22 protein-coding genes and 2 pseudogenes are annotated in these 25,885 nt (G+C 59.9%); 19 read left to right on the top strand and 5 right to left on the bottom strand.

The genetic code is table 11. From position 1 onward, the window contains the following. The first annotated feature begins 21 nt into the window (after window positions 1–21). The 17 genes and pseudogenes from NXT3_RS24825 to NXT3_RS24910 all read left to right on the top strand — a co-directional run bounded on the left by NXT3_RS24825 (window position 22) and on the right by NXT3_RS24910 (window position 18,344). Window positions 22–873 (top strand): SDR family NAD(P)-dependent oxidoreductase, encoded by an 852-nt coding sequence (locus tag NXT3_RS24825; RefSeq protein WP_104840854.1) that lies wholly within the window; start codon window positions 22–24, stop codon window positions 871–873. Between the two features lie 586 nt (window positions 874–1,459). Next, the gene (locus NXT3_RS24835) at window positions 1,460–2,962 is read left to right on the top strand and encodes an aminoacyl-histidine dipeptidase (RefSeq protein WP_104840856.1); all 1,503 of its coding nucleotides are present in this window, start codon (window positions 1,460–1,462) and stop codon (window positions 2,960–2,962) included. 10 nt (window positions 2,963–2,972) lie between these two features. After that, window positions 2,973–3,443, top strand: a complete 471-nt coding sequence (locus NXT3_RS24840) for a cupin domain-containing protein (RefSeq protein WP_104840857.1) — start codon at window positions 2,973–2,975, stop codon at window positions 3,441–3,443. Further along, window positions 3,440–3,844, top strand: coding sequence for a cupin domain-containing protein (locus tag NXT3_RS24845; RefSeq protein WP_104840858.1), 405 nt, complete (start codon window positions 3,440–3,442; stop codon window positions 3,842–3,844). Before NXT3_RS24840 ends, NXT3_RS24845 begins: the two co-directional genes overlap by 4 nt. An 85-nt stretch (window positions 3,845–3,929) precedes the next feature. Continuing rightward, window positions 3,930–5,006: a sugar ABC transporter substrate-binding protein gene (locus NXT3_RS24850; RefSeq protein ID WP_199773444.1), complete on the top strand. Its 1,077-nt coding sequence runs from the start codon at window positions 3,930–3,932 to the stop codon at window positions 5,004–5,006. 42 nt (window positions 5,007–5,048) lie between these two features. Continuing rightward, the gene (locus tag NXT3_RS24855) at window positions 5,049–6,590 is read left to right on the top strand and encodes a sugar ABC transporter ATP-binding protein (protein WP_234828237.1); all 1,542 of its coding nucleotides are present in this window, start codon (window positions 5,049–5,051) and stop codon (window positions 6,588–6,590) included. After that, the gene (locus NXT3_RS24860) at window positions 6,583–7,557 is read left to right on the top strand and encodes an ABC transporter permease (protein ID WP_104840860.1); all 975 of its coding nucleotides are present in this window, start codon (window positions 6,583–6,585) and stop codon (window positions 7,555–7,557) included. The genes NXT3_RS24855 and NXT3_RS24860 overlap by 8 nt, the downstream gene beginning before the upstream one ends. Before the next feature lie 10 nt (window positions 7,558–7,567). Then, window positions 7,568–8,278, top strand: a complete 711-nt coding sequence (gene araD, locus NXT3_RS24865) for an L-ribulose-5-phosphate 4-epimerase AraD (protein ID WP_104840861.1) — start codon at window positions 7,568–7,570, stop codon at window positions 8,276–8,278. Window positions 8,279–8,280: 2 nt separating this feature from the next. Further along, window positions 8,281–9,897 carry a ribulokinase gene (locus NXT3_RS24870; RefSeq protein WP_104841393.1) on the top strand — a complete coding sequence of 539 codons (1,617 nt, stop codon included), beginning with the start codon at window positions 8,281–8,283 and terminating at the stop codon, window positions 9,895–9,897. A 46-nt stretch (window positions 9,898–9,943) separates the two neighbouring features. Next, complete coding sequence (locus NXT3_RS24875) at window positions 9,944–10,897, top strand: LysR substrate-binding domain-containing protein (protein ID WP_104840862.1); 954 nt, start codon at window positions 9,944–9,946, stop codon at window positions 10,895–10,897. Window positions 10,898–11,313: 416 nt separating this feature from the next. Beyond that, entirely contained in the window at window positions 11,314–12,372 is a 1,059-nt protein-coding gene (locus tag NXT3_RS24885) for a TRAP transporter substrate-binding protein (RefSeq protein WP_199773445.1), read from the top strand. A 55-nt stretch (window positions 12,373–12,427) separates the two neighbouring features. Beyond that, the gene (locus tag NXT3_RS24890) at window positions 12,428–12,991 is read left to right on the top strand and encodes a TRAP transporter small permease subunit (protein WP_104840864.1); all 564 of its coding nucleotides are present in this window, start codon (window positions 12,428–12,430) and stop codon (window positions 12,989–12,991) included. A 12-nt stretch (window positions 12,992–13,003) separates the two neighbouring features. After that, a complete protein-coding gene (locus tag NXT3_RS24895; protein ID WP_104840865.1) occupies window positions 13,004–14,341 on the top strand; it encodes a TRAP transporter large permease in 1,338 nt (445 codons plus the stop codon). A gap of 178 nt (window positions 14,342–14,519) precedes the next feature. Next, window positions 14,520–14,833: pseudogene (locus NXT3_RS33395) on the top strand (hydrolase); the annotation flags it as partial. 334 nt (window positions 14,834–15,167) lie between these two features. Continuing rightward, window positions 15,168–16,175, top strand: a complete 1,008-nt coding sequence (locus NXT3_RS24900) for an AraC family transcriptional regulator (RefSeq protein ID WP_104840866.1) — start codon at window positions 15,168–15,170, stop codon at window positions 16,173–16,175. Window positions 16,176–16,374: 199 nt separating this feature from the next. After that, a complete protein-coding gene (locus NXT3_RS24905; protein ID WP_234828238.1) occupies window positions 16,375–17,289 on the top strand; it encodes a FadR/GntR family transcriptional regulator in 915 nt (304 codons plus the stop codon). 173 nt (window positions 17,290–17,462) lie between these two features. Then, a complete protein-coding gene (locus NXT3_RS24910; RefSeq protein ID WP_104840867.1) occupies window positions 17,463–18,344 on the top strand; it encodes a beta-keto acid cleavage family enzyme in 882 nt (293 codons plus the stop codon). A gap of 116 nt (window positions 18,345–18,460) precedes the next feature. Here NXT3_RS24910 and NXT3_RS24915 read toward each other — a convergent pair whose 3' ends face one another. Together NXT3_RS24915 and NXT3_RS24920 are read right to left on the bottom strand one after the other, a co-directional pair. Next, window positions 18,461–19,162: a FadR/GntR family transcriptional regulator gene (locus tag NXT3_RS24915; protein WP_104840868.1), complete on the bottom strand. Its 702-nt coding sequence runs from the start codon at window positions 19,160–19,162 to the stop codon at window positions 18,461–18,463. 149 nt (window positions 19,163–19,311) lie between these two features. After that, the gene (locus tag NXT3_RS24920; protein WP_104840869.1) at window positions 19,312–20,103 is read right to left on the bottom strand and encodes an SDR family NAD(P)-dependent oxidoreductase; all 792 of its coding nucleotides are present in this window, start codon (window positions 20,101–20,103) and stop codon (window positions 19,312–19,314) included. Between the two features lie 137 nt (window positions 20,104–20,240). On the opposite strand from NXT3_RS24920, the gene NXT3_RS24925 reads away from it, so the two are divergent. Both NXT3_RS24925 and NXT3_RS24930 read left to right on the top strand, forming a co-directional pair. Beyond that, window positions 20,241–21,593: a four-carbon acid sugar kinase family protein gene (locus NXT3_RS24925; RefSeq protein WP_104840870.1), complete on the top strand. Its 1,353-nt coding sequence runs from the start codon at window positions 20,241–20,243 to the stop codon at window positions 21,591–21,593. Next, window positions 21,590–22,471, top strand: a complete 882-nt coding sequence (locus NXT3_RS24930; protein ID WP_104840871.1) for a beta-keto acid cleavage family enzyme — start codon at window positions 21,590–21,592, stop codon at window positions 22,469–22,471. Before NXT3_RS24925 ends, NXT3_RS24930 begins: the two co-directional genes overlap by 4 nt. A gap of 136 nt (window positions 22,472–22,607) precedes the next feature. Here the strand turns inward: NXT3_RS24930 and NXT3_RS24935 are convergent. The 3 genes and pseudogenes from NXT3_RS24935 to NXT3_RS24945 form a co-directional block, all read right to left on the bottom strand. After that, window positions 22,608–23,566 (bottom strand): annotated as a pseudogene (locus NXT3_RS24935) (glucose-6-phosphate isomerase); the annotation flags it as partial. A gap of 55 nt (window positions 23,567–23,621) precedes the next feature. Beyond that, window positions 23,622–24,884, bottom strand: a complete 1,263-nt coding sequence (gene oiaX / locus NXT3_RS24940; RefSeq protein WP_104840872.1) for a 3-oxo-isoapionate-4-phosphate decarboxylase OiaX — start codon at window positions 24,882–24,884, stop codon at window positions 23,622–23,624. 33 nt (window positions 24,885–24,917) lie between these two features. After that, window positions 24,918–25,829, bottom strand: a complete 912-nt coding sequence (locus tag NXT3_RS24945; protein WP_234828239.1) for an N-acyl homoserine lactonase family protein — start codon at window positions 25,827–25,829, stop codon at window positions 24,918–24,920. Window positions 25,830–25,885 lie beyond the last annotated feature (56 nt).

The following is a 25,885-nucleotide window of genomic DNA, read 5'->3' on the forward strand; positions in this document are numbered from 1 at the left end:
GCAAGAACGGAAGGATCATCGATGAACGATACAGCCAACAAGATCATCGCGCCCGGACGGGTCGCCGTCATAACGGGTGCGGCAAAGGGGCTCGGGGCCGCGATGGCGCGCCGGCTCGCCGCTGAGGGGATGCGCCTGGCGCTCTTCGACAGCGACGAAGACGCCTTGAAGGCCTTCGCATCAACCTTGAGTGTCGGCCACGTGGTCGTCGTAGGCGACGTTTCGAACCCCTCGGACCTGCAGCGGCTCAGGGATGAGACGCGGGACCGTCTTGAAGACGTCGCCCTTCTGGTCAACAATGCGGGGATCACGAAGGGTGCGGGGCCGTGGGACGATCCGGCGCTCTGGAGGCGGCAGCTCGAAGTCAACTTCTTCGCCGTGGTGACCGCGCAGCATCTTTTCGTGCCGGGCATGATCGAGCAATCGCTTCCCTCGGCAGTCGTGAACCTTGGGTCGAAGGAAGGAATTACTACACCTCCTGGCAACGCGGCCTACTCGGTCAGCAAGGCGGGTATCAAAGTACTCACCGAGCAGCTCTCCCACGAGCTTCGCAAGGCGACGAACGGGCGCGTCTCGGCGAATCTTCTGGTACCCGGCTATACATGGACGCCGATGAATTTCCCGGGTTCGGACTTCGCCCCGGGCAGTAAGCCGGAAGAACCATGGACCGCGGAGCAGGTGATCGAGCTCTTCCTGGAGCGCTTCCGCAACGGCGACTTCTACATCATCTGCCCCGACAACGCGGTCACTGCGGCCCTGGACGCCAAACGCATCCGTTGGGCGGCGGAAGACATGGTGCGCAACAGGCCCGCGCTCTCGCGCTGGCACCCCGACTACAAGGAAGAGTTCGCCCGCTGGCTGCGGAGTGATTGAGATCGGAAGACGGAGGAGTCCGACAAGGCGACGGTCACGAGCGTGCACCAAGGGTCCGAGCGTTTCGATCGGCTACGGCGCGATTGGTATCGGTTGTGGGTTCTAGTCAAACCGGACGCCGCGTCACCCATCATAAGCGTGACGAAGGCTTCGCATCTCGATGACGCCGTGGCCGCCTTGGACTTGGCGTGGGACGACGAGACCAGATCGCAATTCGAGCTGCACCACCAGACCGCCCCCTCGCCACTGGCGGACGTCTAAGTAAATTAAAGGCGTGTGCCGTTTTCTCGAGCTCCCTGCCGCAAGACCGTGCTCTCGCAACCCCCGCAGAATGCAAGCGCGAAGTCCGCCAAGGTATGCACTACCGCATACAGTGACAGTTTCAGATGAATTTTTCTCACCTATTTCCACAAATAATGCGTTTGAAATTTCGAGCGAAAGGTAAGATGTTTCATCGTGCCAAGGGTCGCGAAGGAGTTTCCCCTAGGCGGATATAGAGGAAATAGCACTACATCTAAGTCTTGTTGTCGTGGACTGGCTTCCGCGAACGAGGACGTATTGCCTGTTTACATGATGGGAGGAGCATATGAGCGTATTTGCCAATACAGTGTCGCATCATCAAAGTAATTCCGTGTTGGCTGGGCTGGAGCCTGCCATCTTCTTCGGCTTCTTCGAAGAGCTGAGCGCGATCCCGCGAGGGTCCTACAATGAGAAGCAGGTCAGCGATCACATCGCAGCCTTCGCTCGCGCCAGGGGCCTCGAAGTCTATCAGGACGACATTTGGAACCTGCTCATCAAGAAGCCCGGCACGCCCGGCTACGAGAACGCGCCGACCCTGATCCTCCACGGACATACCGACATCGTTTGCGAGAGCGACGAGGGCTTCGAGCACGATTTCCAGAGAGAGGGGATCAAGCTGCGCATCGACGGCGACTTCATCCACGGAACCGGAACGACCCTCGGCGCGGACAACACAGTGGGCGTGGCGCTCGCAATGTCGCTGCTCGCCTCCGATGACATCCCGCATCCGCCGCTCGAGGTCGTCCTGACGGTGCAGGAAGAGGTCGGGAAGGGCGGTGCCCAGCATTTCGATGGTTCCAAGCTGACTGGTAAGCGCCTGCTCGACATGAATTGGCATGATCCTAAGTCGCTGTTCGCCGGATGCGCGGGCGACATTTCCGCCAAGTTCCAGATTCCGCTCAAGTGGACTGACCGAGCGGCCGGGCAGAAGGCGGCGCTGCTCCGCATCTCCGGACTTAGCAGCGGTCACTCCGAGTTTGACATCCATCTTGAGCGTGGCAACGCGGTCGTGCTCCTCGGCCGTCTTCTCCGCTTGGCGTCTAAGGAAACCGACATCGGCCTGATCGGTGTGAAGGGCGGCGTGAACCGCTATGTCATCCCCGGCGAAGCAGAAGCTGTGATCTCGTTCGATCCGTCGCGGTTCGACACGTTGAAGGCTGCCATCGAGGCCGAAGGCAGGGCGATCGCAGCGGAGTACTGCGTGAGCGACCCGGGTCTGAAAGTCACCCTGACAGAAACCGACAGCGACGCACGCTCGGTGTTCGCGCCTCCTGTCGCGAAGGCGATGGTTTCCGCTTTGAACCTTCTGCCGAACGGCGTCCAGAGCCGGAGCCTTGTCGTCGACAACCTGGTTGAGAGCTCGAACACCGTGGCGCTGATCTCAAACGACGAAGATCGCGTCGAGATCGTGTCCACGGTGCCGAGCGCCGTCAGCTCACGCCGCTACAACATCGTCGACAAAATCCGCGAGCTCGCCGAAGTGGTTGGCAACGACGCGACCGTCGAGACTTTCGCCGATTGCCCGGAATGGCCCTACAATCCGAACTCCCGGATGCTGAATGCCGGCCGCTCCGCATACGAGAAGGAATTTGGCGAGCAGCCGCACGTGGAGGTCTCGCACTCGAGCCTCGAGCTCGGCCTTTTCCGCAAGAAGGTGCCGGACATCGACATGCTGTCGATCGGACCGGAGGCCTTCGACGTCCACACCACTCGCGAGCGTCTGAACCACACCACCGTCGACTCCACTTGGCGTCTGCTCAAGGCGCTCCTTTCGGAACTGAGGACCTGAGGCTCTCCCGATGACCATACCCGCATACTTCGGCAACTTCCCGTTCCCGCCAAGGGAAAAGAAGCCGCACCACCTGACGGCGGACAAGTTCAAGATGTTTATCTATACGGGCAACAAGCCGTATTCGAGCGACCTGAACTACCTGCTGGCCAGCACGGACAAGATGACCACAGGCATCTACCAGCTGGCTCCGGGCAGCAATTTCGATCCCGCCGACATCCACGCCGGGGACGAGGTCTACTACGTGCTCGAGGGCGAAGTGCACCTTCTCAATCCGGAGACGGGCCACACTGAGCGTATGGGCCCCGGGGAGTCGATCCTGATCCCCATGGGCGTTCCGCACCGCGGTTACAACTTCACCGACAAGGCGGCCGTGATCCTGTTCTGCATCGCGCCGCGCATCTGGGACGACAAGGGGCCGCCGACGGGATATTTCGGCGCGACGCGTCTCTTCAAATCCGAACGGAGGGTCTCCGAATGAGCCTTGAGAAAGTCGGCAAGCACCCCGTCGACGGCGCTGAGGCGCGTTCCAAGGGCGACCTTGTGAAAGTCGCGAAGGAAGACAGGTTGAACCTGATCTTCGGCCAGGACCACCCGGTACTCATCGAGCTCTGCGTCTCCAACGACTACATGCATGTCGGCGAGATCGTCATCCCTGTCGGCGGCGTCGGTCCCAGGGCGAGCGAGCCCAACAGTCACGACGGCGACGCTGTCTTCTACGTGTTAAGGGGCCCGGCAACTTTTTATGTCGCGGACGGCGACGAGACTTTCCACATCCGGGACGGGGAGGTGTTCTTCCTACCCGCGGGCGTCAGCTACCAGTGCCTGAACTACGGCTCTAATCCCATCCGCATGGTCTTCACCATAGCGCCTGGCCTCTGAGCCCTCGACCAACTTCGAAAAATTCCTCCCCGGGGCGACCCCGGGGAAGGGAGGAGTGTGTCTTGTCACAACAAGGGAGGACCTCGTGACGACTTTCAAACGACGTACATTGCTCTGCGCAGCGGTCGCGTTCGCCGCTTCTGTCGGCTTCCAGCCCGCGCTCGCCGCTGAGCCGGACTACAACGCCGTGTTTCCCGGCATTCTGATGGACAAGGACATAGAGCAGACCGGGCAAGAGATGAAGCCCCTAAAGAAGGACAACCGTCCTCTCAAGCTCGGCTTCCTGCCAACGGCGATGGACACCTACTATCAGCGCGTCCTGGCTGGTGTGAAGGAAGAGATCGACAAGCGCGGCGGCGCGGAAGCCATCGAACTTCTCGTCCAGGCCCCGAGCAGCCAGTCGGCCACCGACGATCAGATCCGGGCCATGGAAGCCTGGATCAACGACGGCGTCGACGCGATCGCGGTCGCTCTCTACAACGAAGGCGCTCTGTTGCCGTCGATCCGTCGCGCCACGGAAGCCGGCATTCCGGTCTTTCTGTTCAACTCTCCGGTCGCGGACAACCCGTATTACGTCAGCGACATCGGCTACGATCAGTCGGACGGCGGCCGCGCGCAGGCCCAGTGGCTCGTGGACACCTATGGCGACAAGGAGGTCAAGATCGGCATCCTCGAAGGCCTGCCGGGTCCGCACACCAGCCAGCGTATGAAGGGCTTCGACGAGATCATCTCAAAGCATCCGAACTTCAAGATCGTCGCTCAGCAGCCGGCCGGCTGGGTCCGCGCACAAGGTCTCTCGGTGACCGAGAACATGTTCACCGCGAACCCGGACATCGAAGTCCTCGTCGCGCTCTATGACGAAATGGCTCTTGGTGGGCTGCAGGCTCTCAAGGCCAAGGGTCTGAACGGGAAGGTCGCCATCGTTGGCTATGAGAACATGAAGGAGGCGAACGCCGCCATCTTGACGGGCGACTTCTCCGCGACGGTCGACACCGGAGCCAAGGAAGAGGGCCGCAACATCGTGCGCGCCGTCGACGAGTTCCTGATGAAGGGAAATCCCCTTCCGAAGAAAATCTTTGTCGCCCCCAAGGTCTACGACGCCAAGAACATCAAGACGTTCGACCAGACCGACTACGACTACGTCCCCCAGCAGAAGATGTGAGGACGTTGCGGCCCTCTCCGGAGGGCCGCGTACCCGGAGGAGATGCAATTGGCCAACAGTCCGCTTCTCGAAATGAAGGGCATAGGCAAGCGCTTCGGCAACATGGTCGCTCTGCAGGGAATCGACCTGGCGCTCAACGGCGGTGAAGTCTTGGGCTTGGTCGGTGAAAACGGCGCTGGCAAATCCACGTTGATGAAAATCCTCGCGGGCGCTTATTCACGCGACGGCGGCACGATCACCGTCCGCGGAAAGGAAGTCGAGCTCGACAGCCCGAAGGCCGGAGCCGACGCCGGCATCGCGATCATCTACCAGGAACTCAGCCTCTTCCCGGACTTCGACGCCGTCGAGAACATTTTCGCGGGACGCGAGTTGCGGCGCAGCGGCTTTTCGCTCGCCCCGCTGAGCCACGGGCAGATGCGCAGCGAAGCGAGCCGCCTTCTTTCCGAAGAGCTTGGCGTGGAGGTCGCGATCGACCGCCCGGTCCGGGAACTGAGCCTTTCCGACCGCCAGATGATCGAGATCGCCAAGGCGCTGAACAGCAACGCCGACATCATCATCATGGACGAGCCGACCGAGGCGCTCGAGGAGGTCGAACGCAAACAGCTTTTCGCTATCATCAAGCGTCTGAAGGCTGCCGGAAAGGCCATCATCTACGTTTCGCACCGGATCAAGGAACTGCTCGGGATCTGCAGCCGCGTCATGGTGCTCCGCGACGGCCGCACGGCGGCCGACCTTCCGGTCGCCGACCTTGACGTCGACAAAGTCGTCGCCGCCATGATCGGCGGTGCCCTTTCCAAACAGTTTCCTCCCCGCGTCCCATCGAGGTCCGATCCCTCGCTGGAAGTGCGCGGCCTGTCGAGAGCGGGAGCTTTCGACGACATCTCCTTCTCGCTTACGAAGGGAGAGATTTTTGGGATCGCCGGCCTGGAGGGCTCGGGCAAGAGCGCGCTTCTCCGAGCCCTATTCGGCCAGCGGGCTTATGAACGCGGCACCGTTAAGGTCGACGGCAAGGATGTCCAGCTGACGGACATCACCGACGCCATCAGAGAGCGGTTCGCATTTCTGCCCGCCGAACGGAAGGTCGAGGGCATCTTCCCCGAGCATTCGGTCGGATGGAATCTATCGATCGCCAACTTGGGTGTCCTCGGGAAGATCACCCTGCGGCCCTCCAAGGAGAAGGAAGTCGCGCGAAGTTACATCTCGAAGCTCGGCGTGAAGTGCGACGGGCCGCAGGCGGAGATCAGCTCGCTGAGCGGTGGCAACCAACAGAAGGTCATGCTGGCTCGTTGGCTGCTCACCCAGCCCAAGGTACTCCTGCTCGAGGAGCCGACGCGTGGCGTCGACGTCCGCGCCAAATCCGAGGTCTATGCCTTGGTGCAGGCCGCCGCCCAGGACGGATGCACCGTCATCGTGGTGTCGGCCGACAATGCCGAGTTGCTCGGCCTTTGCCACCGCGTCGCGGTGATGTTCGAAGGCAAAATCACAACGGTGGTCGATGCCGCCTCGTCCACGGAAGAGACGTTGGCGCTCCATTCGGTTAGGCCCCCGGAAAGCATTCATCCAGTGGGAGGAATCAATGGCTGAAGTTGCAGTCACGCGTCCACGGCACGGCTTCAAATTTGGCCTCGCCAGCGGCAACGCGGGTGTCTATATCGCATTCGTCGTGTTGCTCATCGCACTTGGCTTCGCGGCCCCGCGATTCTTCACGGTCGGGAACCTGACGGACGTTTTGAGGCAGGCGGTGCCAATCGCCGTCATCGCGTTCGGCGCGACGTTCGTCATCGGGATGCGCGGCATCGACCTGTCGGTCGGCTCCACGCTTGCGCTTACCGGGCTCGTTACCGCGAACCTCCTGGTTCTCGGATGTCCGGTGCCCGTCGCCTGCCTCGCGGGTCTCGCTCTGGGCGCGTTCATAGGAGTCATCAACGGCCTTCTTATCACGAAGGTCGGCATCACGGACTTCATAGCGACGATGGCCATCATGGTGGTCAGCCGCGGCGTCGTGATGGTCTACACGCAAGGCATACCGATCACTGGCGCATCCGATCCGGCGTTCCGAATGATCGGCCAGGGTTATTTGGCCGCCGTACCGGTTCCGGTGGTCCTGACCACCATCGCGTTCGCAGTCGCCTTCTATCTTCTCTACTACACCCGTTTCGGCCGCTTCGTGCTGTCCATCGGTAGCAATCCCGACGCCGCCCGTCTCGTCGGTATCCCGACCGACAAGGTCAAGATCGCGGTCTATGTGTTGGCAGGAGTGTTGTCCGCTTTCGCCGGGATCATGCTGACCTCGCGACTAGAGTCCGCGATGCCGGAAGCCGGGCAGGGCTACGAGCTAGACGTCATCGCCGCGGTGGTGATCGGTGGAACCGGTCTGTCGGGCGGCAGGGCGACGCTGTTCGGAACCGTGGTAGGCGCGGTGCTTATGGCGGTGGTTCGCAACGGGCTCAATCTGCTCAATGTGAACACGTTCTGGCACCAGGTCGTCATCGGCACCATCATTCTTGTCGCCGTCGCCGCCGACCGCTTCAACCGCAGCCGCAAGACGTGAGGGAGCGACCGTGAAGCACTCAGCACTGCGCAAAGCCGTCCTGGACGCGAATTTCCAACTCTATCAGAGCGGCCTCGTTATCTCCACGTTCGGCAACGTCAGCGCCATCGACCGAGTGAACGGTGTGGTCGCGATCAAACCCAGCGGCGTCTCGTACAAAGCCATGAACACGGGCGACATCGTCATCACCGATCTGGACGGCCGCGTCTTAGAGAGCGACTTGCGCCCGTCAAGCGACCTCGACACGCACATCGAACTCTACAAGAGCTTCCCGACGATTGGCGCGGTAGTCCATACGCACTCATTTTTCGCGACAGCTTGGGCGCAGTCCGGTCAGCCGATCCCGGTGATGGGCACGACTCACGCCGACTACTTCAACGGAACCATCCCGGTGACGCGTCAGCTGACCGACAGCGAAATCCGAGACGACTACGTGCGAAACACTGGCAGGGTGATTGCCGAGGCGCTCGGGAACCGCGACCCGCTGTCGATTCCTGCCGCTCTCGTCAACGACCATGGCCCCTTCTGCTGGGGCAAGGACGCGGCCGACGCGGTCCATAACGCCGAGATGCTCGAGGCGGTGGCCAAGATCGCGTTCCATTCGCGCCAGATCAGCTTGGAAAGCCCCGAGATTTCGGCGGCTCTGCTCGATCGGCACTTTCAACGAAAGCACGGCAGCTCGGCGACATACGGCCAGACCGAGCGATCAAAACAGGTATGAGGATGTCGATAGTAGCTGGTGTTGATTTCGGAACTTTGAGCGTTCGGGTGACCTTGGCGGACACTCTGACCGGGCCGCTTGGCACGGCGATAGCCGAATACCCTCTTCGACGAACGCGGTCCGACCCCGATCTGGCGACACAGGCGCATTCCGACCACATGGATGGCCTCGTGCTCGCCATGGAGCGGGCGATCAAGGACTGCGGCGTTGATCCAAAGGCCGTGCGAGCCATAGCAGTGGATACGACAGGTTCTTCCGTGATCCCGGTCGACAGGAACCTCAATCCTTTGAGCGACTATTACCTCTGGTGCGACCACCGGGCGAAGTCGGAGGCGGAGGAGATCACCGCCATGGCGCACGAGACCCATCTCGAAGCCATTGAGTGGTGTGGCGGCACCTATTCCCACGAGTGGGGTTTCGCCAAGCTCCTTCATTGGCTCCGGCACAATCCAAAGCTCCGGGGCCGTTTCGGCACCGCGCTCGAGCATTGCGACATGGCGGCGGCAGTGCTCACTGGGGTGACCGACAGCTCCGCGGTCGTCCGCAGCGTCTGCGCGATGGGGCACAAGTGGATGTGGAACCCGAAGTGGGGCGGTTTGCCCTCGCAAGCTTTCCTCTCGCGTGTTGATCCGCTCTTCGATGGCGTCAGGGAGAAAATCGGAGGCACGTACCAGACCTCCGCCAGGGTTGCTGGGGGTCTCAGCTCCGAGTGGGCCGCGAAGCTCGACTTGCAGGAGGGCATCCCGGTCCCGGTGGGCGCCTTCGACGCGCACTGGGACGCGATCGGAGCGGGTTGCCGACTGGGCGATGTGGTCAACGTCATCGGCACGTCCACATGCATCATCGCAGTGAGCGAGCGCGTCAAGTTGATTCCGGGTGTCTGCGGCGTTGTGCCGGGGAGTGCCCATCCGGATCTCGTGGGGGTCGAGGCGGGTCTCTCGGCGACCGGCGACATTTTCGACGCGATCGCCCGCCGGGCCTCCACCACGGTGTCGAAACTGTCCGAAGGCCTGGAGACGATTGAGGGCGGCAAGACAGGGCTGATGCGCTTCTCGTGGGACAACGGGGATCGAACCGTGCTGGTGCGTTCCGATCTCGGCGGCATGACCATTGGCTGGCACCTGGGCCACACCGCGCAGGACGAGCTTTATGCGGCGATCGAGGGAACGGCGTTCCACACGCGGATCATATTGGAGCGTATGGAACAGCATGGCGTTCCGGTGAACAGAGTGATCAATGGCGGCGGCGTCCCCCAGAAGAACCCCGTGCTCAATCAGATCTATGCGAACGTCCTGGGGAAGCCGATCCTAGTCCCTGACGGCCTTCCCACCGGCCTTGGGTCGGGCATCTTCGCTAGCCTCGCGTCGAAGGACCACGCCACCATAGAGGCCGCCCAAGCCGCGATGTGCGTGGGTCTCAAGAAATACGACCCCGATCCGTCGACGCGTTCTCGGTATGAGATGCTCTACCAGCTCTACAAGCAGGTCTACATGGGCTTCGGCACGTCGAGCCTGGGCGATTTCTCTCAGGTTCTCGGAGACATCAAGCGCATCGCGGCTGGAGAGGCCGTACGCTCCGACGTCGGCCACCGCGTGCCTCGGAAGGTTGCTTCGCTATGAACCGGCCGCGTTTCCGCAAGGCCCGCTTTCAGGGGTCCGAGGCGTTATGACGTCGATTCCGTCCATCCGGGCCATCCAGTCCTTCGTCGTGGCGGGGACGAGGGGTTCTTTCCTGGAGGCCGCGGCCCAGCTGCAGCTGACGCCGTCGGCCGTCAGCCACCAGATCAGGCTGATGGAAGGGGACCTCGGAGAAAAGCTCTTTCACCGCATCGGGCGGAACGTCACCCTTACCGAGATCGGCGCACGGTATCACCGTGACTTGTCCGAAGCGCTGTCGATGATCGAGCGCGCCACCGACGAAGTGTCCAGGCGCAACAGCGTCGACGTCCTGAGCGTCGGCTGCGCTCCGAGCCTCGCGTCGCTATGGCTGATGCCCCGACTTCCGCAATTCGAGTCGCTCCATCCCTTGCTCGAAATCCGGCTGATTTCCTCATCGGAGCCAACCAAACTGAGCGACGGTTCCGTGGACGTCGACATTTGCTACGGCAGCGTGCCCCGTCTCGGCTCCATCGCGACCGAGGAGTTTCCCCTCGAGACGATCGTGGTCGCGTGCGCTCCCGAGGTCGCGAACGGGGAGAGGCCGATACGGCGGCCTTCGGACCTCGTCGGCCATACGCTCATCAAGTCGGAGCAAACCCTCTATAGCTGGCGTCAATGGGCGAAGGATCACGGTCTCGAGATCGATCTGAACCGGGGATCGCGTTTCCGCGACGCGTTCATGTCGATCGCCACAGCGGTCGAAGGTCGCGGCGTCTGCTTGGAAAGCTATCGGTTGCTGCAGCGCGACGTCGAGAGGGGGAACCTCGTCCTTCCGTTCGGAATGACCGGACCCAATCTGCGTTGCCACACGCTCACTTATGTCAGGTCGCGGCTGAGGTCGCAAAAGGTGAGCGCCTTCAAGCAGTGGCTGGAGAGCGCCTGGCTTGAGGACGCCGCGGCTCTCGAGATGGGTTCACGAGCAGTGGGTGATCGTCACCAAGAGCGTCCCTTCGGGCTATGACATCAGAATCTTCGCGTATCGCCACGCTCACGTTCTAGCTGGCAGTTTTCGGCCGCGCCGCGCTGTTTCTTATGATGAGCTTGTGCGGCAGGGCGCTTCTACCCTCGAGCTGGTCCACAATCATCTGCATTCCGGTTGATTTCGCTCAATTGTGCCGGGCTGTACCGTTCCGGAGCGAAGCCATGTTGGCCCACCATATTCGGATCGTCGAGGGAATCCACGGGGACGAGTGCGTCTGCGCCAGGCCCTTCGCCGGCTCCTCTCAATGAAGTTCTTGACAGCCGTGAGGCTACCTGTTTGTCTAGCATGGTATGAGGTCATACCATGCGAGCTCTAAGAAGCCGAGGAGGGCGGAAGGAGCGCTAGAGGAGGATTATATGAGAATTAGATCGCTCATTTGCGGTGGCATTGCCGCGTTGATCGTCGCAATGACCACGTCGGCTCAGGCCGAGACCAGAACGCTTCGCTTTCAATCGGCATATCCGGCGTCCAGCACGATTTACACGTCCGCGGAAACGTGGGCGAAGCGCGTCGAAGAACTCTCGGGCGGTCGGCTGAAAATCGAATTCATGCCCGCAGGCACGATCGTCCCCGCGTTCGAGGTGCTGGACGCGGTCAACAAAAACGTGATCGATGGCGGCCATTCCACTGTCGCTTACTGGGTCGGCAAACATCGGGCAGGAACACTCTTCGGCGACGCTGCCGGGGGGCCGTTCGGCATGGACATCCTCGACTACGTCGGTTGGCTTTACGAGGGAGGCGGTATTGAGCTTTACCGCGACTATTATCGCGTAGAGCTGAAGACCAACATCGAAGTAATCCCGTCCGTCACGAGCGCAAACCAGGCGCTCGGATGGTTTGCACGACCGGTTGAGAGTTGGGCGGACCTTAAAGGCCGCAAATGCCGCCAGACTGGCGTGACAGCTGAAGTCTTCGCCTCTTCGGGTATGTCTACGGTGAACATGCCAGGCGGCGAGATCGTCCCGGCAGGTGAGCGGGGTGTCATTGAATGCGCTGAATTCGTCGGCCCGGCCGAAGACATGGGCATCGGGTTCCAGACGATCTGGAAACATTTCTATCCAATGTCGACACACAATCCCGCGACGATCGTCGATTTCCTAGTGAACGGTGACGTCTGGAACTCGCTGGCTCCCGATCTCCAGGCCATCATGCAGGCTGCCGCAAGCGAAGCGACCCTGAGGTCGCATATCCGGAAGGGCAAGCTCGACGCCGATGCGCTTGACAAGATGCGCAACGAAGACGGCGTGACCGTTCACCGTACCCCCGACGACGTTCTACAGAACATTCTCGCCTCTTGGGACGAAATCGCGAAGAAGGAAAGCGAGAACAACGCCTTCTTCAAGAAGGTATATGACTCCCAACGCGACTACGCGTCGAAAGTCGTCCCCGCAAAGCGGCTAATCCAGGCTCCCTACAACCTCGGTGCGGACCATTACTGGCCCGAAGCTAAGTAGGATTTACAAGGCGCGGCTTAGCCGCGCCTTCTTCTCGATTGCCTGGAGATAATTCGTGAGCAAACCTGCACCCCCATTCCCGCCCGCCGCGCTCCGGGCGATCAAGATCATCGATGGCTTCACCGAAAAGTTCGTACTTCTCGTCGCTGTCCTCACTATCCCGTTGGTTCTATCCAACACCGTGGAAGTCGTCTCGCGCTATGTATTTTCGTCTCCGACGATCTGGGCAGCTGACGCGACGGTGATGTCATACGGCGCGATATTCATGCTCGGGTCGTCATACGCCCTGCTGAAGGGTGCACATGTGAGGACCGATATATTCTGGGATAGCTTCAGCGATAGAAAGAAGGGCGCGATCGACGCCGTCTGCTATGTCGCCCTGTTTCTCCCGGTGATGGCCATCATCTTCCATATATCGCTGGACGACTTCCTTTACTCATACGAAATCAACGAGAAATCCACCCTGAGTCTATGGATGCCAGCTATCTGGCCGCTGCGAGGCGTCATCCCACTGACCGCGGTTCTTCTCTTTTTCCAGGGAATTTCGGAACTACTCAAGTCACTGTTCGCGGTGACCACCGGGCGGGCTTTCGAGACCCACGAAAAGATCGAGATCTGAAAGGTCAAGACGATGAGCTTCAATGACATTCTCAGCATTGCCATGCTCGGCGGCATGCTCGCTTTTATTTTCGTCGGCTTTCCGATCGCGTTCACGCTTCTCTTTATCGCACTTGTCTTCGGCTCGATCGGGATCGGTGTGAGCATAACCTTCAGCCTCGCCTATCTACAGATTTTCGGGACGATGAAGGACGACATTCTCCCGGCAGTCCCACTCTTCATATTCATGGGTTACATGACCGAGCAGGCGGGCCTGATGAACCGATTGTTCGGCTCCATGCGGCAGATCATGGCTCCCTTGAACGGGTCGCTGTTTCTTGCCGTGCTTCTCACCGCGACGATCTTCGCAATGGCCACGGGAATCGTCGGAGCCGCGGTGACCGTCCTCGGCATCATGGCCGGGCCGATGATGATAAAGGCGGGGTATGATGAGAAGTTGTCAGCGGGTGCTATCGCAGCCGGTGGCACGCTCGGGATCCTCATTCCCCCAAGCGTGATGCTCGTTGTAATGGGACCGACGCTCGGAGTGCCCGTGAACCAGCTGTATGGAGCCGCGATGGCACCCGGCTTCATGCTGGCTGTGTGCTATGCGACCTACTGTGTCGCGCGAAGCTATGTAAATCCTAGCGTTGGTCCGCCTCTGCCAATCGAGGAGCGGGTCGGGAGCGTAATCGAGATCGCACGCGAGTTTGCTGTCGGCGTTCTACCGCTATGCCTGCTCATCGTTGCAACTCTCGGCTCCATTCTATCGGGATTGGCCACCCCTACGGAGGCCGCGTCTTGCGGAGCAGTGGGGGCAACAATCTTGGCGCTCGCTTACGGCAAGCTTAGTTTTTGGACGCTGAAGAATGCCGCAGTGGCCACGGTAGTTACCTCGAGCATGGTTCTCCTCCTCGCGGTAGCGTCGAATGTATTCGGCGCTGTCTTCACCCAACTAGGTGGAGCGGCGATCATCACGGAGGTCGTTACGAGCATTCCTGTCTCCGACATGTGGAAGCTAGTTATTATTATGGCGATCATATTCGCTCTTGGTTGGCCCTTTGAGTGGCCCGCCATTGTTCTGGTGTTTCTCCCGATCTTCACGCCGATCGTCCTCAAGCTCGACTTGGGACTGACGAAGCCGGAACTCCTGCTTTGGTTCGGTGTACTTGTCGCGGTTAATCTCCAGACCGCATATCTAAGTCCGCCGGTGGCGATGTCGGCATATTTCTTGAAGAACGTCGTTCCCCAGTGGAGCCTGAAATCGATCTACAGGGGGATGGGGCAGTTCATGGTGATCCAGATAGTGTTCTTGATCGCCCTGCTGATGTGGCCGTCACTAGTGCTTTGGCTTCCGTCCGTCCTCAAGTAAACCCAGCGAGCTACCATTGCTTCACCCCGGCCGGGTCGGCGCCGGGGTGAGTTCGCGACAGCAGCGTCGCTAAGCGCCGTCGACGAAGCGGTATCTTTGGCGCGCCGCCGATCGTTAAATTGTGAGTAGCCTGCTGCTGGAATCCTCAAGGCTATCGAGGGTCCAGTGCGAGTGTCGCGTCGCCTTGTCGAGCCAGCCGAAACGCATCCGCCAATCGCTGACCATCATCGCGCTGATCGACGTTTTCGAGCCCACAAACTTCTCCGCCACCATGATTAAATCTGGCGCCCGAGCTCCTCCTGCGTGCTAGCCGAGTATAGGGCTATCAGCCGAAGGATTGGTAAGACAGTCCGGCGGCATCGAAGCCGGGAAGTCGGCGGGCATGCGGGGTCTTCGCCTTCGCTGGGGGGAGCCACGCGCGGTACCGACAAGCACCGAAAAAGCCCCTCCGATCTAAGTCCTGACGTGCTCTGCGACGACATGGATGGATAACTGCAGATTGTCGCGGATAGCTGAGAGGGACACCGGGCGGGAGTATCGAATTGCTTTCGCGCCAAATATCGCAGCAGCAGCAGAAAAAAGCACTGGTAAAATAGGTATGACGTTGTACCATTCATTCTGCTGAAGTCAGCTCTACGTGGCCAGGCAGCGAGGGCCGTATTGGTTTGATGCCAAGGGAGACGGCAGCTGCCAGCTAGGACGGGGTGCTTGTGGAGCTGTGAAAGCTTCTTCCAATTCATTCGGGCTGGTTCATCAGCGAGGATCGGAGAAAAGCCTCCCCACCGGGGCGGATTTGCGTTGCGAGCTTGGTTAGATGGAGCCTCAAATGCGTCGTGGGGATCTTGCTGATAAAGAAGGCTACTTCGTCGTAGATTGCACCGATCCGGCTGAAATCTCCTCGATCCTTTCCGGCTCTAAATCGAGAGTTACTGTAAAGCCTACCACACAATCTGGGATCCAGTTCAAGTGTGAGTACGCGGCTGTTGATCATTTAGGTTTGGCTCTCTGTCGCTACGAAGGAAGCGCTGTTTTCGAGCACGAGAGTGCAAATGAAAAATACCTGATTTTCCTCCCACGATATGGTTTCGCCGCAATCAATGTAAACGGCGCAAGGGTCGTGACATCGCCCAGGCAAGGCGCAATAGTCGCCTGCCAGCAGACCAAGAGCCTCACCTTGTCTGGCCCAATGGAACATCTCGTCATAGTCGTCGACCTGGCGACGCTCTCCAGGCGTTTGATGGACATGCTTGATGCGCCGGTGTCGGGAGGATTTGATTTCTTTCCGGAGATCGACTTAACGGCTGGACCTGGCCTGACGATTGCTCAGACGGCCGCGGCGCTCCACTCGGGTCTGGCCGCAAGCGCGGCGTTGCGCAATGCGCCGGTCGCTCGTGCCAGCTTCACCAACGGTCTGGTTGAACTGATGCTGGAGAGCTTGCCACACCGTCATACATCGGAATTAAATCGGCCGACGTCGCCCATGCCTCGTCACGTAAAGCGCGCGGTTGATTTTATGAGAGCGAATCTTTCAAAACCCCTGACCATTCAAGAGATCGCGCTGGCATCGGGATCCGGAATACGAAGCCTTCAACAAGGCTTCCGACGTTTCAAACTGACAACTCCGACGTCTTATCTGCAGTATCTGAGGCTTGACGCCGTTCACCAAGAACTCTTGCAGGCTAAGCCCTCGCAAACGGTGTGCGACATCGCTCTTAGATGGGGCTTCCCTCATTCCGGCCGCTTCGCCGCTGAATACCGAAAGCGCTTCGGGCAAGCACCTTCACAGACTTTGCAGTCGTCGAGTTTTCGCATCCGACCACCGGGTCAGATCTGAGGTCCGCAGTAAAACCGCATAGGGCAAATGGGAAGAGCCCCCGTCCAGATGTAGCGCGCGATTCCATCCTGGCGGAGGTATTCCGAAACAAGCATACACAGGAACGCGCGAAACGTACCACACCGGCGCCGAAACGCCATGCGGGGAGCAGCCGTCTTCCAGTCAGAGGCGCAGCCGCTGCCGACCGGGGATACGCTGAATGCCGACGGTGCCGCCAGGCTGCTGCCCCTTCAGGCAAGACGTGAAGCTCGTGGATGAAAAAAATTCGGACCGGCTCGCCAACTCTGTCGCGTTTGTTTGCTCACTGTACGACTTCCGGTTCCAGTATCTTGCCCGATGGTATAACGTAATACCACTGATATCACGGGCTGACGAGAAAGATTGGGAAGGAATGAGAGTGTTGGACGAGCCGAAGAAGACTCAGACTCGCCTCGAGCTTGCCTTGGACTACATCACCGGGGAGATTGCCCGGGGCAAATTGAAGGCCGGCGACAAGCTTCCAAACGAGAAGGAGCTGGCCGAGCAGTTAGGCATAAGCCGTACCCCAATTCGCGAGGCTATGAAGACCCTTTCGGTGGCGGGCCTCATAGACATTCGGCACGGTCACGGAAGCTATGTGCGAGAAGGGCCGGGCCTGCCCTCGACGCCGCTCACCCTCTTTCAGCTCTACCTTCAGGATTCCACCCCCGAAATGCTGATGGAGCTTCGGGATATCTTCGACCGCAATTGCACCGAAATCGCAGCACAACGGCGAACGCAGGACGATCTGGCGAAGATGCGGGAATGCATCGATCGTCTGAAGGCACTAACGGCCCAGCCAGACGCTTCCTTGGACGACATGTTGAAGGCCGACCTCGATTTTCACCGTGCTATCTACGAGGCCTGCGGCAACATACTGATCGTGACCATTGCCGAGTTCGTTCTGAACATGGTTGCGCCCTGGGTGAAGAAATCGCTGGATGTAAGCGGGCGCGTCCGCGCCGTCGAGCTGCACGAACAGATGTATGGCTCGATACGCGATCGCACGGTCGGCCAGACAAACCGCTTGAGCGTCGAAGCCAACATGCAGCACTTCAAGCAATCGCTGGACACGGCAACTTCAAAAGCGGGATAAAAATACGCCTACAAAATACCCGTAACTCCCGGATCCAAGGCGACAAGGGTATTGGCCGCGAATGGTTAAGTGCAAGGCGGCTGTTCATTCGCCGCTGCAGACGGCCTGCTTTCGCACGAGTCTATCCGTCGGCTCAAGAGTAGTGCGGCCGAAAAGGAGGTCGGGTAAGAAAGATGTCAGCGAAGCGAAAACTGATCATCGAAGCGCGCTTGAACGAGTACATGCCGCGCAGCGCGAATCCGAACGTGCCTTTCACAGCGGAAGAGATTGCATTGGAAGCCGCGAAAGCGCGGGAGGCGGGCGCGAGCATCGTTCATTTTCATGCGAGAGACGCGGAGGGTGCGCCGGCCCACGGCGCAGAAGACTATGCGAAAGCGATCAGAGCGATCCGAGATGCGTGTGATTGCCTGATCTATCCGACGCTGGGCCAGATCACGAAGGAAGGTTGGGAAAGCCGCCTTGCTCATATCGAGGTGCTAGCCAAGGATCCGGCCACGCGCCCCGACATCGCTCCGATCGACACCGGCAGTACGAATATCGACCGTTTTGATCCAGAAGCCCGGAATTTCCTTTCCGACACGATGACCTATCGAAACGACGTCGCGACCTTGAAGTTGTTTGCCAAAAGGCTGCCAGAGCTCGGTGTGAAGCCGCAGTTTGTGAGCTGGACGGTGGCCTTCACGCGAACCTTCGTGGCCCTGAGAGAGATGGGTCTCGTCGCTGATCCTGCGTACTTGATGTTCGAGCTGACGGATCAGGGCATCCTCGGAGGCCATCCTGGGACCGTCAAGGGATTGCTTGCTCACCTCGATTTCCTGCCGGCGCAGCCGCTCGAATGGAGTGTCTGCAACAAAATCGGCAACATCACCGCCCCGGCAGCGGCAGCTATAGAAATGGGCGGCCATGTCTCCGTCGGCCTCGGCGACTATGGCTGGCCGGAGCTGGGCACCCCCAACAACGGGGATGTTGTCTGGCACATCGCAAATCTCGCGCGGGCCATGGGCCGCGAAATTGCCGTCCCGGATGAAGCGCGGGAGATGCTTGGGTTGCAGTAAGGCTCCCGCAGCCGCCGTTCTACGGCTGCAGCTGTCGCTCGCAAGTGCCGCCACCACAAGCCTGCCAAATGTCCCGAGGCCAAGCAGACCGCGAATTCAGTGAACGGCGCCCACTCTTATTCTTGATCGAGCGACTGCATGAAGTGCTTCATGTTCGCGTCGACGCTCATGCGGTTCTGCGGGCCTATCTCCCGCTTGAGAATGGCATCGTAGATCTGTTCATGGAGATCGACCGCTCTCACGCGGCCGCTGACATCAAGCGATTTTCGGACCCATGGGGCGACCATGTTCAAGACGAACTCGGCTACCGTCATAATGAGTTTGTTTCCGGTGGCCTCATAGATAGCTCTATGAAAATCCAGATCAGCCTGCAACATGTCATCCAGCGACGCGTCGGGCTGCTCCGTCAGCGCCTTGAGCCTGTCGATGCATTCACGCATCCTCGCGAGATCTTCGTCGGTGCGGCGCTGCGCGGCGAGCTCCGAGCAATTGCGGTCGAAGATGTCCCTCAGTTCCATCAGCATCTCGGGCGTCGAATCCTGAAGATACAACTGGAACAGATTGAGGGGCAGCGCGGGAGCGCCCTTTTCCTCGCGAACATAGCTTCCGTGGCCGTGCCGAATATCGATCAAGCCGGCGACGGCGAGCGTCTTCATCGCTTCGCGAATAGGAGTACGACTAATTCCCAGCTGCTCGGCCAGGTCCTTTTCGTTTGGAAGCTTGTCGCCGGCTCTTAGATTGCCGCTGGCGATCTCCTTGGTAATGTAGTCCAACGCGAACTCAACCCGCGTCTGCGGTTTCTTCTGACCATTCAACACACAGTTTCCCTTTCAGCATCCAATCTGCACCCCCCGCAGAGTCGGGGTGGTCGTGAGACCTTATACCACCCCGGCCGGATACTCGTAAAACAAATGTCAAACGGCAGAAGAACACCTGCGGCAAGACGCCCTGTCCGGCTCGCGAGGTATCACCTTTCGTCGCCGAGCTTTTTCGATGTCTTGGGATCAAACGGGAACAACAGTCCTGCGGCTAGGAAGCCGCCATCGACATTCAGAGTATGCCCCGTGATGTAACGCGCTTCCTCGCTAGCGAGAAAGACAGCAGCATCGGCAATCTCCTCCGGCTCGCCATAGCGACGCTGTGGAACCAGACGGTGATAGGCTTCCCTGGTCTCGATGGTGTGCATGGTACGCGAAACTTCCGTCAGAATCGGTCCGGGAGCGATTGCGTTTACATTGATGCCGTGGTCGGCTAGTTCAACGGCCATGACCTTGTTGAGCAGCTCGACGCCAGCCTTTGACGCGCCGTAAGCGGACCGGCCGACCCCGCCCTTTTGTCCAGAGAGCGAAGCGATGTTCACGATCGAGCCGCTCTTGCGTTCAGCCATTGTTCGCGCGACTGCCTGCGACACCAGGAACGTGCCCGTGAGATTGATGCGAACGACGCGCTCGAACTCTTCCCTCGAACTTTCCAAAAACAGGGTTGTCGCGCCAATCCCGGCATTGTTCACCAAGATGTCGATCTTGCCGAAGCGCGCAAGCGCTTGATCGACCAGACCGCTCACGTCTTCATCGACGGAGATATCCGCACGAACCGCCAGCGCAGCGGAACCGATTTCCTCTGCAGTGAGCTTGGCCGCTCCTTCGTCCCGGTCGCAGACCACGACTTCAGCCCCTTCGCGGGCAAAAGCAACGGCGATGGCCCTGCCGATGCCGCGGGCGGCGCCCGTCACAACGGCTGTTTTCCCGTTCAATCGCATTGATGACCTCCCAAAAAGTTCCGGTTGCGATAAAGGTATGATGTATGATCTTGACCATGATATGATGCTTCCTTATTACTGCTGTCAAGAGGTTGTGGATGCGCGGACATGCGGAAGGGCCGCCGGGAGGAAGATTCATGGAAGGGAAAAGGCCGCTCGTTGGCTTTTACGGCGACGATTTCACCGGCTCGTCGGAAAACCTTGCGCAGTTTCACCGAAACGGGTTGCGAACCAGACTGTATCTGCGGGTTCCTTCGCAGGAGGCGCTGGCGGAAGCAGCTTGCGACCTGGATGTCGTGGGATTTGCGGGAACGGCGCGCGCACTGGACAACTCGCAGATCACAGCCGAAGTATTTCCCGCCTTCAAAGCGCTCCAGTCGTTAGGCTGCACGTTCCTGCAGTACAAGATCTGCTCGACCTTCGATTCAGCCCCGCGGGTCGGCAACTTCGGGTTCGCCGCGGAACAGCTCGCGGGGGGCGGAGGCGAATACGACCTGGTTGTCCTGGCTGCAACGCCCGACTTCGGCCGTTACACGGCGTTTGGCAACCACTATGCGAAGTTCGGTTCCGAGATCGTGCGACTGGATCGGCATCCGAGCATGTCGAACCATCCGCGTACTCCCATGAAGGAATCTGATCTCCGGCGGCACCTGGCCGACCTGTGCTCGCTCGATTTCGCCAATATATTCCTGCCGGAGATCCGGAACGAAGCGACACTGTCGGAACGCCTCGAAAATTTTCTTTCCGACGGGAAGGGCGTTGTTTTCGATGGCGTGGACAATCGCGATCTCGAGAATATTGCCAGCGCGCTATGGGAGCACCACAAAAGCCGGCCGGTTTTCGCGATAGCGGCCCAGGGTCTTGCTCAGGCGCTCGGCAAGCAACTGGCGAAACAGAAGAATCCGCTCGATCTTCTCGACGTCGGCACAGCCATCGCACCCGCGTCGAACCTGCTGGTGCTGTCGGGCAGCTGCGCCATTCAGACGGGCCGCCAGATCGACGCTGCGGTTCAGGCGGGGTGGGCGACGCTCGAACTTAATCCGCTCGAGCTTACCGACAGTAGGGCGGTCGCTCACAAAATCGAAGTCGTCAAACCGCAGATCATGGCCCATCTCGCCAATGAGCAGCCGACGATCGTCTACACCGCACGTGGCCACGCGATGGACCGCGACAGGTTCGAGGACATTCCGCCCCAGCTCATTGGCGAAGCCTATGCCAATCTCATGATCGCGGCCAGAAAGGAGACGGGCGTCCAGCGTGTTGTCCTGGCCGGCGGCGACAGTTCTAGCTACGCGGTGCGGCAGAGCGCGGCGGAGTCGCTGACCATCAAGGTCTTCGATCGGGTTCAGCACGGTCATCTTTGCGAGCTGATGGGTGGGGGATTGGACGGCCTCGAGGTTCTCCTCAAAGGAGGTCAGGTCGGCGACGACGATTATTTTATGCGCGTGCTTCACGGCACCGAGAAGCAGCACGAGGAGGCTTTAAGATGAAGAAGCTTATCCTGGAGGCGCGTATCAACGAGTATGCGATGCGCGACCACAATAGGAACGTTCCTTGGACATCCGACGAGATTGCGGAGACCGCAGCCAGGGTGCGTGAAGAAGGCGCGTCGATCCTGCACTTCCACGCGCGAACCGTAGACGGTCAACCGTTGAACACGTTCGAAGCCTACGACGAGATCATCCGCAAGGTGAGGGCGAAATCGGACATTCTCATCCTCCCGACACTGGGCTTCATCTCGAATGACGCCGACGCTCGCAAAAGGATAGACAACGTCGTTCGGCTCGCGGCGGATCCGGCAACCAAGCCGGATATCGCGCCGATCGACACCGGCAGCGCGAATCTGGAGAGCTACGACCGGGGCAGCGGAGAGGTATCCTTTGTTGATCGTGTCTACGCCAACACCACCGACTCGCTCATCCACTATGCTCGCGAGCTAAAGCGAGCGGGCGTCAAGCCCAAGATGGTCAGTTGGTCTGTCGGTTTTACGCGACGCGCGCTCATGCTGATGGACATTGGACTAATCGACGAGCCGGGGTACATGCTCTTCCACATGACGGATGGTAAAACCATCACCGGTCATCCCGGCACGATCCAGGGCCTAGATGCCCACTTGACGTTCCTGCCTGCGGACCGGCGCATCGAATGGACGGCGAACGTTTTGGGTGGCAACCTCCTCGCGCTCGCCGATGCGATTGCCAGGCGCGGCGGCCATCTTGCCATGGGAATTGGCGACTACCCCTATCCGGAACTCGACTACCCCCCGAACGAAGTGCTGATCCGGGAAACTGTTCGTGTCATCCGCGCGGCAGGGCGGGAACCGGCAACTCCGGACGAGGTCCGCGCGATGCTTGAACTGAGTTCCTGAGGCTAGCGTCGCACCATTGTGTCTGGGCATGGAAGCTATCCCCATGCCCAGGCGCGACTGCCCAGTCTCGCGACGACGAAGTCATGCGTCGTCTCATGTTTGCAAGAGATTCGGTACGGTGGGCTGCGACCTGTTAGCCGAGCACGTTGCGGTGATAGAAGCCGATGAGACCGAGCAGCATCGGGATGTTTTCGCGCAGCGGCGCGGTGCGGAAATGCTCGTCGATTGCATGGCCGCCGTCGAGGAAGCGGCCGAAATTCTCACTTCCCACGGCAATCATCAGCGGCAGGCCGATCGCCGACCAGATCGAATAGCGGCCGCCGACCCAATCCCAGAAGCCGAAGACGCGGGCGGCGTCGATGCCGAAGGCGGCGACCTTGTCGAGCGCCGTCGAGACGGCCGCGAAATGGTGGCCGACCGCCGCCTCGCCGAGCTTGCCGGCGATAGAGGCGCGGGCGGTGGCGGCATTGGTCATCGTCTCGATCGTCGTGAAGGTTTTCGAGGCGACGATGAAGAGCGAGGTCTCCGGGTCGAGCAGCTTCAGCGTATCGGCGATGTGGGCGCCGTCGACATTGGAAACGAAGTGCAGCCGCGGCCCGTCATGGAAGGGGGCGAGCGCCAGCGTCGCCATCACCGGGCCGAGGTCGGAGCCGCCGATGCCGATATTGACGACGTCGGTGATCTTCTTGCCGTGGCGCCCTTCAGGGTGCCGGAGCGGACGTCGTCGGCAAAGGCGCCCATCGCCTCGAGCACGGCATTGACGTCCGGCATGACGTCCTTGCCGCCGACGAGGATCGGCCGGTTCGAGCGGTTCCTGAGCGCCGTATGCAGGACGGCGCGCTCCTCGGTGATGTTGATGATGTCGCCACTGAACATCGCGTCCCGCTTTTCCTCTACATTTGCGACCTTCGCCAGCGCCTCGAGACCATCGAGGATCCGGTCGTTGACGGCGCATTTCGAATAGTCGAGGAGCAGATCGCCGAACCTCGTGCTGAAGCGCGAAAAGCGCTTCGGATCGGCCGCGAATGCGGCCCGGATGTCGGCTGCATTGGTGGCCGAAACCGCGGACTTGAGCTGTTCGACGATGGTCTTCATGATGATTCCGATGCGTGGCGCGAGCTAAAAGCTGTCATATCCCGCGAGGGAAGCTTCAATGGCGGTTGCCGAATTTGGCCAATGCCTGTTTGAGCTCGGGATGGCTCTGCGCGTACGAATCCAAGTCAATACCCTCTCGCGCGGCTTCCCATGCTTGTCGAACGGCTTTGACGCCCGCACCTGGACCTCCTGGATGACTGACGACGCCACCGCCGCAGAGGTACAGGAGATCGAGCGTCCTTCCGGTTCGACGATATGTCTCCGGCGCTTGTCCACCCCATTGACCCGAGCAAACGACCGGCATGGGCTTCTCTCCTCCGGTCGCGAAAGGGGCTACGAGGTCGTGGAAAGACTGGACGAACGAATCGTCGGGCTCCCAATACTTGGTTCCTATGCCGTTGATCTGAAATTGGTCGACGCCGAGCAGCCGCCAATACTGCTGGTAAACAGAGAAGTTCATCCCCAGGCCGGGGTGGCGGGTGAGAATGTCCCATCCATTACGGTGGGCATGCAGCGCCAGCCTTGAGCGCTTCCTCAAGAACAGGAAAGCGCCTTGCCCGATAGAGTTTATGTTGATCACGGCCGCGTTTCCGCCGGCATCGGCGACGACGTCATGGTTTCTCATCATGACGTCGGGATCGACATGGGAGATGTTGAAGGCATACATTACCTTCTTGCCGGTCCGTTGCTCATGGTCCTTGATAAGAGGCATGATCGCTCTCACCCGCTCCTCGAGCGGCGAATACGGCGGACCGCAGAGTTTCTCGTCATCCTTGATGAAATCAACGCCCGAGGCGATAAGCTCGCTCACCATCTCGGCCGTTTCGTTGGGACGCAGGCCAAGCGCCGGCTTGATGATCGTGCCGATCAGAGGGCGATCGATGACGCCTGTCAGCCGCCGCGTCCCCGCTATGCCGAACTGCGGCCCCGGGTAGGAGGCGCCGAACGCATCCGGCAATTGCATGCGCAAGACACGTATGCCGGTGAAGCCTCGGATCGAGAAGACTCCGCCGATCGTGATCGTCATCAAGGCGGCAAGATCGTCTCCGACCGCTTCAAGCGGAAAGGCGATGTCGGCTTCCGCCCGCCGATAGGAAGGTCCCGGCGCGTTTTGCGGGATCGAAGGCACGGAGATCGGGGGGAGCTCACGGACGTCAAGCACGCGGGCGGCGACCCGCGCCTTCAGCTCCGGCGTCTCCCCCGGGAGGTCGACGAACGTGCCCGTCGACTGGTCGCTGGCGATCTTGCTTGCAAACGAGCGAGGATCGCCGTCGCATTCGATCAGATACGTCATGACGACGCAGTCGTCTCTATTCATGTCGTGCTCACTGTCGTAATCAAAGCAGAAGGATCAAACCCTCGATTGCTCTCCGTCCGCGACGCAGATCTCGACTATCCGCAGTCCGTGATCGCTCAAGCGCGACGGATAGATTTCAGCCAATTTTTCCTCATGCACCGGAATGATCCGCCGCTCGTCATTTCCGACGATGCCCAGCATCTCTTCGGCTGCCTCGATCAGCTTCGTCTGGCTGCCGTTCGCAAGCCCTGGGGGAACGAAACAGGGATCGAGTTGATCGTCGCCGGTGAGGTTTCGGTGGGTGTAGACGACGTCTCCGGACAACACCAGCCTGTCATCGCCGCCTCCGTTTTGCACCACCACATATTGGGAGCCTGCGGTATGAGTGTCGTGGGCGGGATACAGGTGAATGCCCGGAAGCACATCTTCCCGCGGTCCTTCGACAAGTTCCAGTCTGCCCTCGATATTCGCCTGGGTAAGATAAAGTATATCGGCGGGGTTCAGCCCGGCCAGCAGCGATCGAAACCGGCGACCTTTGGCAAGGATCCACATCCAGGATTCGAGCTCCTTCTTCTGGATGAAGATCTTTGCATTGGGAAAGAACTTCAGGCCGCCGATGTGATCGAAATGGGCGTGCGTAATGAAGATGTGAGTTACGTCTTCAGACCGGACGCCACATTCGCCCAGGACGATGTCGGGCGACGTCCATCCGGTTACTCCGATCGAGTTCGCTATTTCTCCCCCGAAATCGTTCGCATCGTGGCCGACGTCCACCAACGTGACGGCGTCGGCCGTCCTTATCAGGATGTATGCGAATGGCAGATTCATCGTTCCCTGGTTATGGGCGCCGTAATAAACTCCGCTCACCGGGTGAACAGGGCTCCGGGCATACTCAAGCACCCAAACGGAATGTGCTCCCATGTCTTTCCTCCACGTTTGCCAACATCGGCCCTGCGCAACATCCACTCGCGTCGAATGTCATGGTGCCCAATAGCGCAGATGCCCTTTTCAATTCCAACGAA

The organism is Sinorhizobium fredii, assembly GCF_002944405.1.
In the GTDB taxonomy this organism is placed as follows: domain Bacteria; phylum Pseudomonadota; class Alphaproteobacteria; order Rhizobiales; family Rhizobiaceae; genus Sinorhizobium; species Sinorhizobium fredii_C.

Coding starts and splice junctions, on each gene's coding strand:
- NXT3_RS24910 (WP_104840867.1), top strand. CDS start 17,463: ATGTCAGCGAAGCGAAAACTGATCATCGAAGCGCGCTTGAACGAGTAC.
- NXT3_RS24920 (WP_104840869.1), bottom strand. CDS start 20,103: ATGCGATTGAACGGGAAAACAGCCGTTGTGACGGGCGCCGCCCGCGGC.
- NXT3_RS24905 (WP_234828238.1), top strand. CDS start 16,375: ATGCCGACGGTGCCGCCAGGCTGCTGCCCCTTCAGGCAAGACGTGAAG.
- NXT3_RS24855 (WP_234828237.1), top strand. CDS start 5,049: ATGCAATTGGCCAACAGTCCGCTTCTCGAAATGAAGGGCATAGGCAAG.
- NXT3_RS24835 (WP_104840856.1), top strand. CDS start 1,460: ATGAGCGTATTTGCCAATACAGTGTCGCATCATCAAAGTAATTCCGTG.
- NXT3_RS24870 (WP_104841393.1), top strand. CDS start 8,281: ATGTCGATAGTAGCTGGTGTTGATTTCGGAACTTTGAGCGTTCGGGTG.
- NXT3_RS24930 (WP_104840871.1), top strand. CDS start 21,590: ATGAAGAAGCTTATCCTGGAGGCGCGTATCAACGAGTATGCGATGCGC.
- NXT3_RS24895 (WP_104840865.1), top strand. CDS start 13,004: ATGAGCTTCAATGACATTCTCAGCATTGCCATGCTCGGCGGCATGCTC.
- NXT3_RS24875 (WP_104840862.1), top strand. CDS start 9,944: ATGACGTCGATTCCGTCCATCCGGGCCATCCAGTCCTTCGTCGTGGCG.
- oiaX (WP_104840872.1), bottom strand. CDS start 24,884: ATGAATAGAGACGACTGCGTCGTCATGACGTATCTGATCGAATGCGAC.
- NXT3_RS24925 (WP_104840870.1), top strand. CDS start 20,241: ATGGAAGGGAAAAGGCCGCTCGTTGGCTTTTACGGCGACGATTTCACC.
- NXT3_RS24845 (WP_104840858.1), top strand. CDS start 3,440: ATGAGCCTTGAGAAAGTCGGCAAGCACCCCGTCGACGGCGCTGAGGCG.
- NXT3_RS24825 (WP_104840854.1), top strand. CDS start 22: ATGAACGATACAGCCAACAAGATCATCGCGCCCGGACGGGTCGCCGTC.
- NXT3_RS24860 (WP_104840860.1), top strand. CDS start 6,583: ATGGCTGAAGTTGCAGTCACGCGTCCACGGCACGGCTTCAAATTTGGC.
- NXT3_RS24900 (WP_104840866.1), top strand. CDS start 15,168: ATGCGTCGTGGGGATCTTGCTGATAAAGAAGGCTACTTCGTCGTAGAT.
- NXT3_RS24840 (WP_104840857.1), top strand. CDS start 2,973: ATGACCATACCCGCATACTTCGGCAACTTCCCGTTCCCGCCAAGGGAA.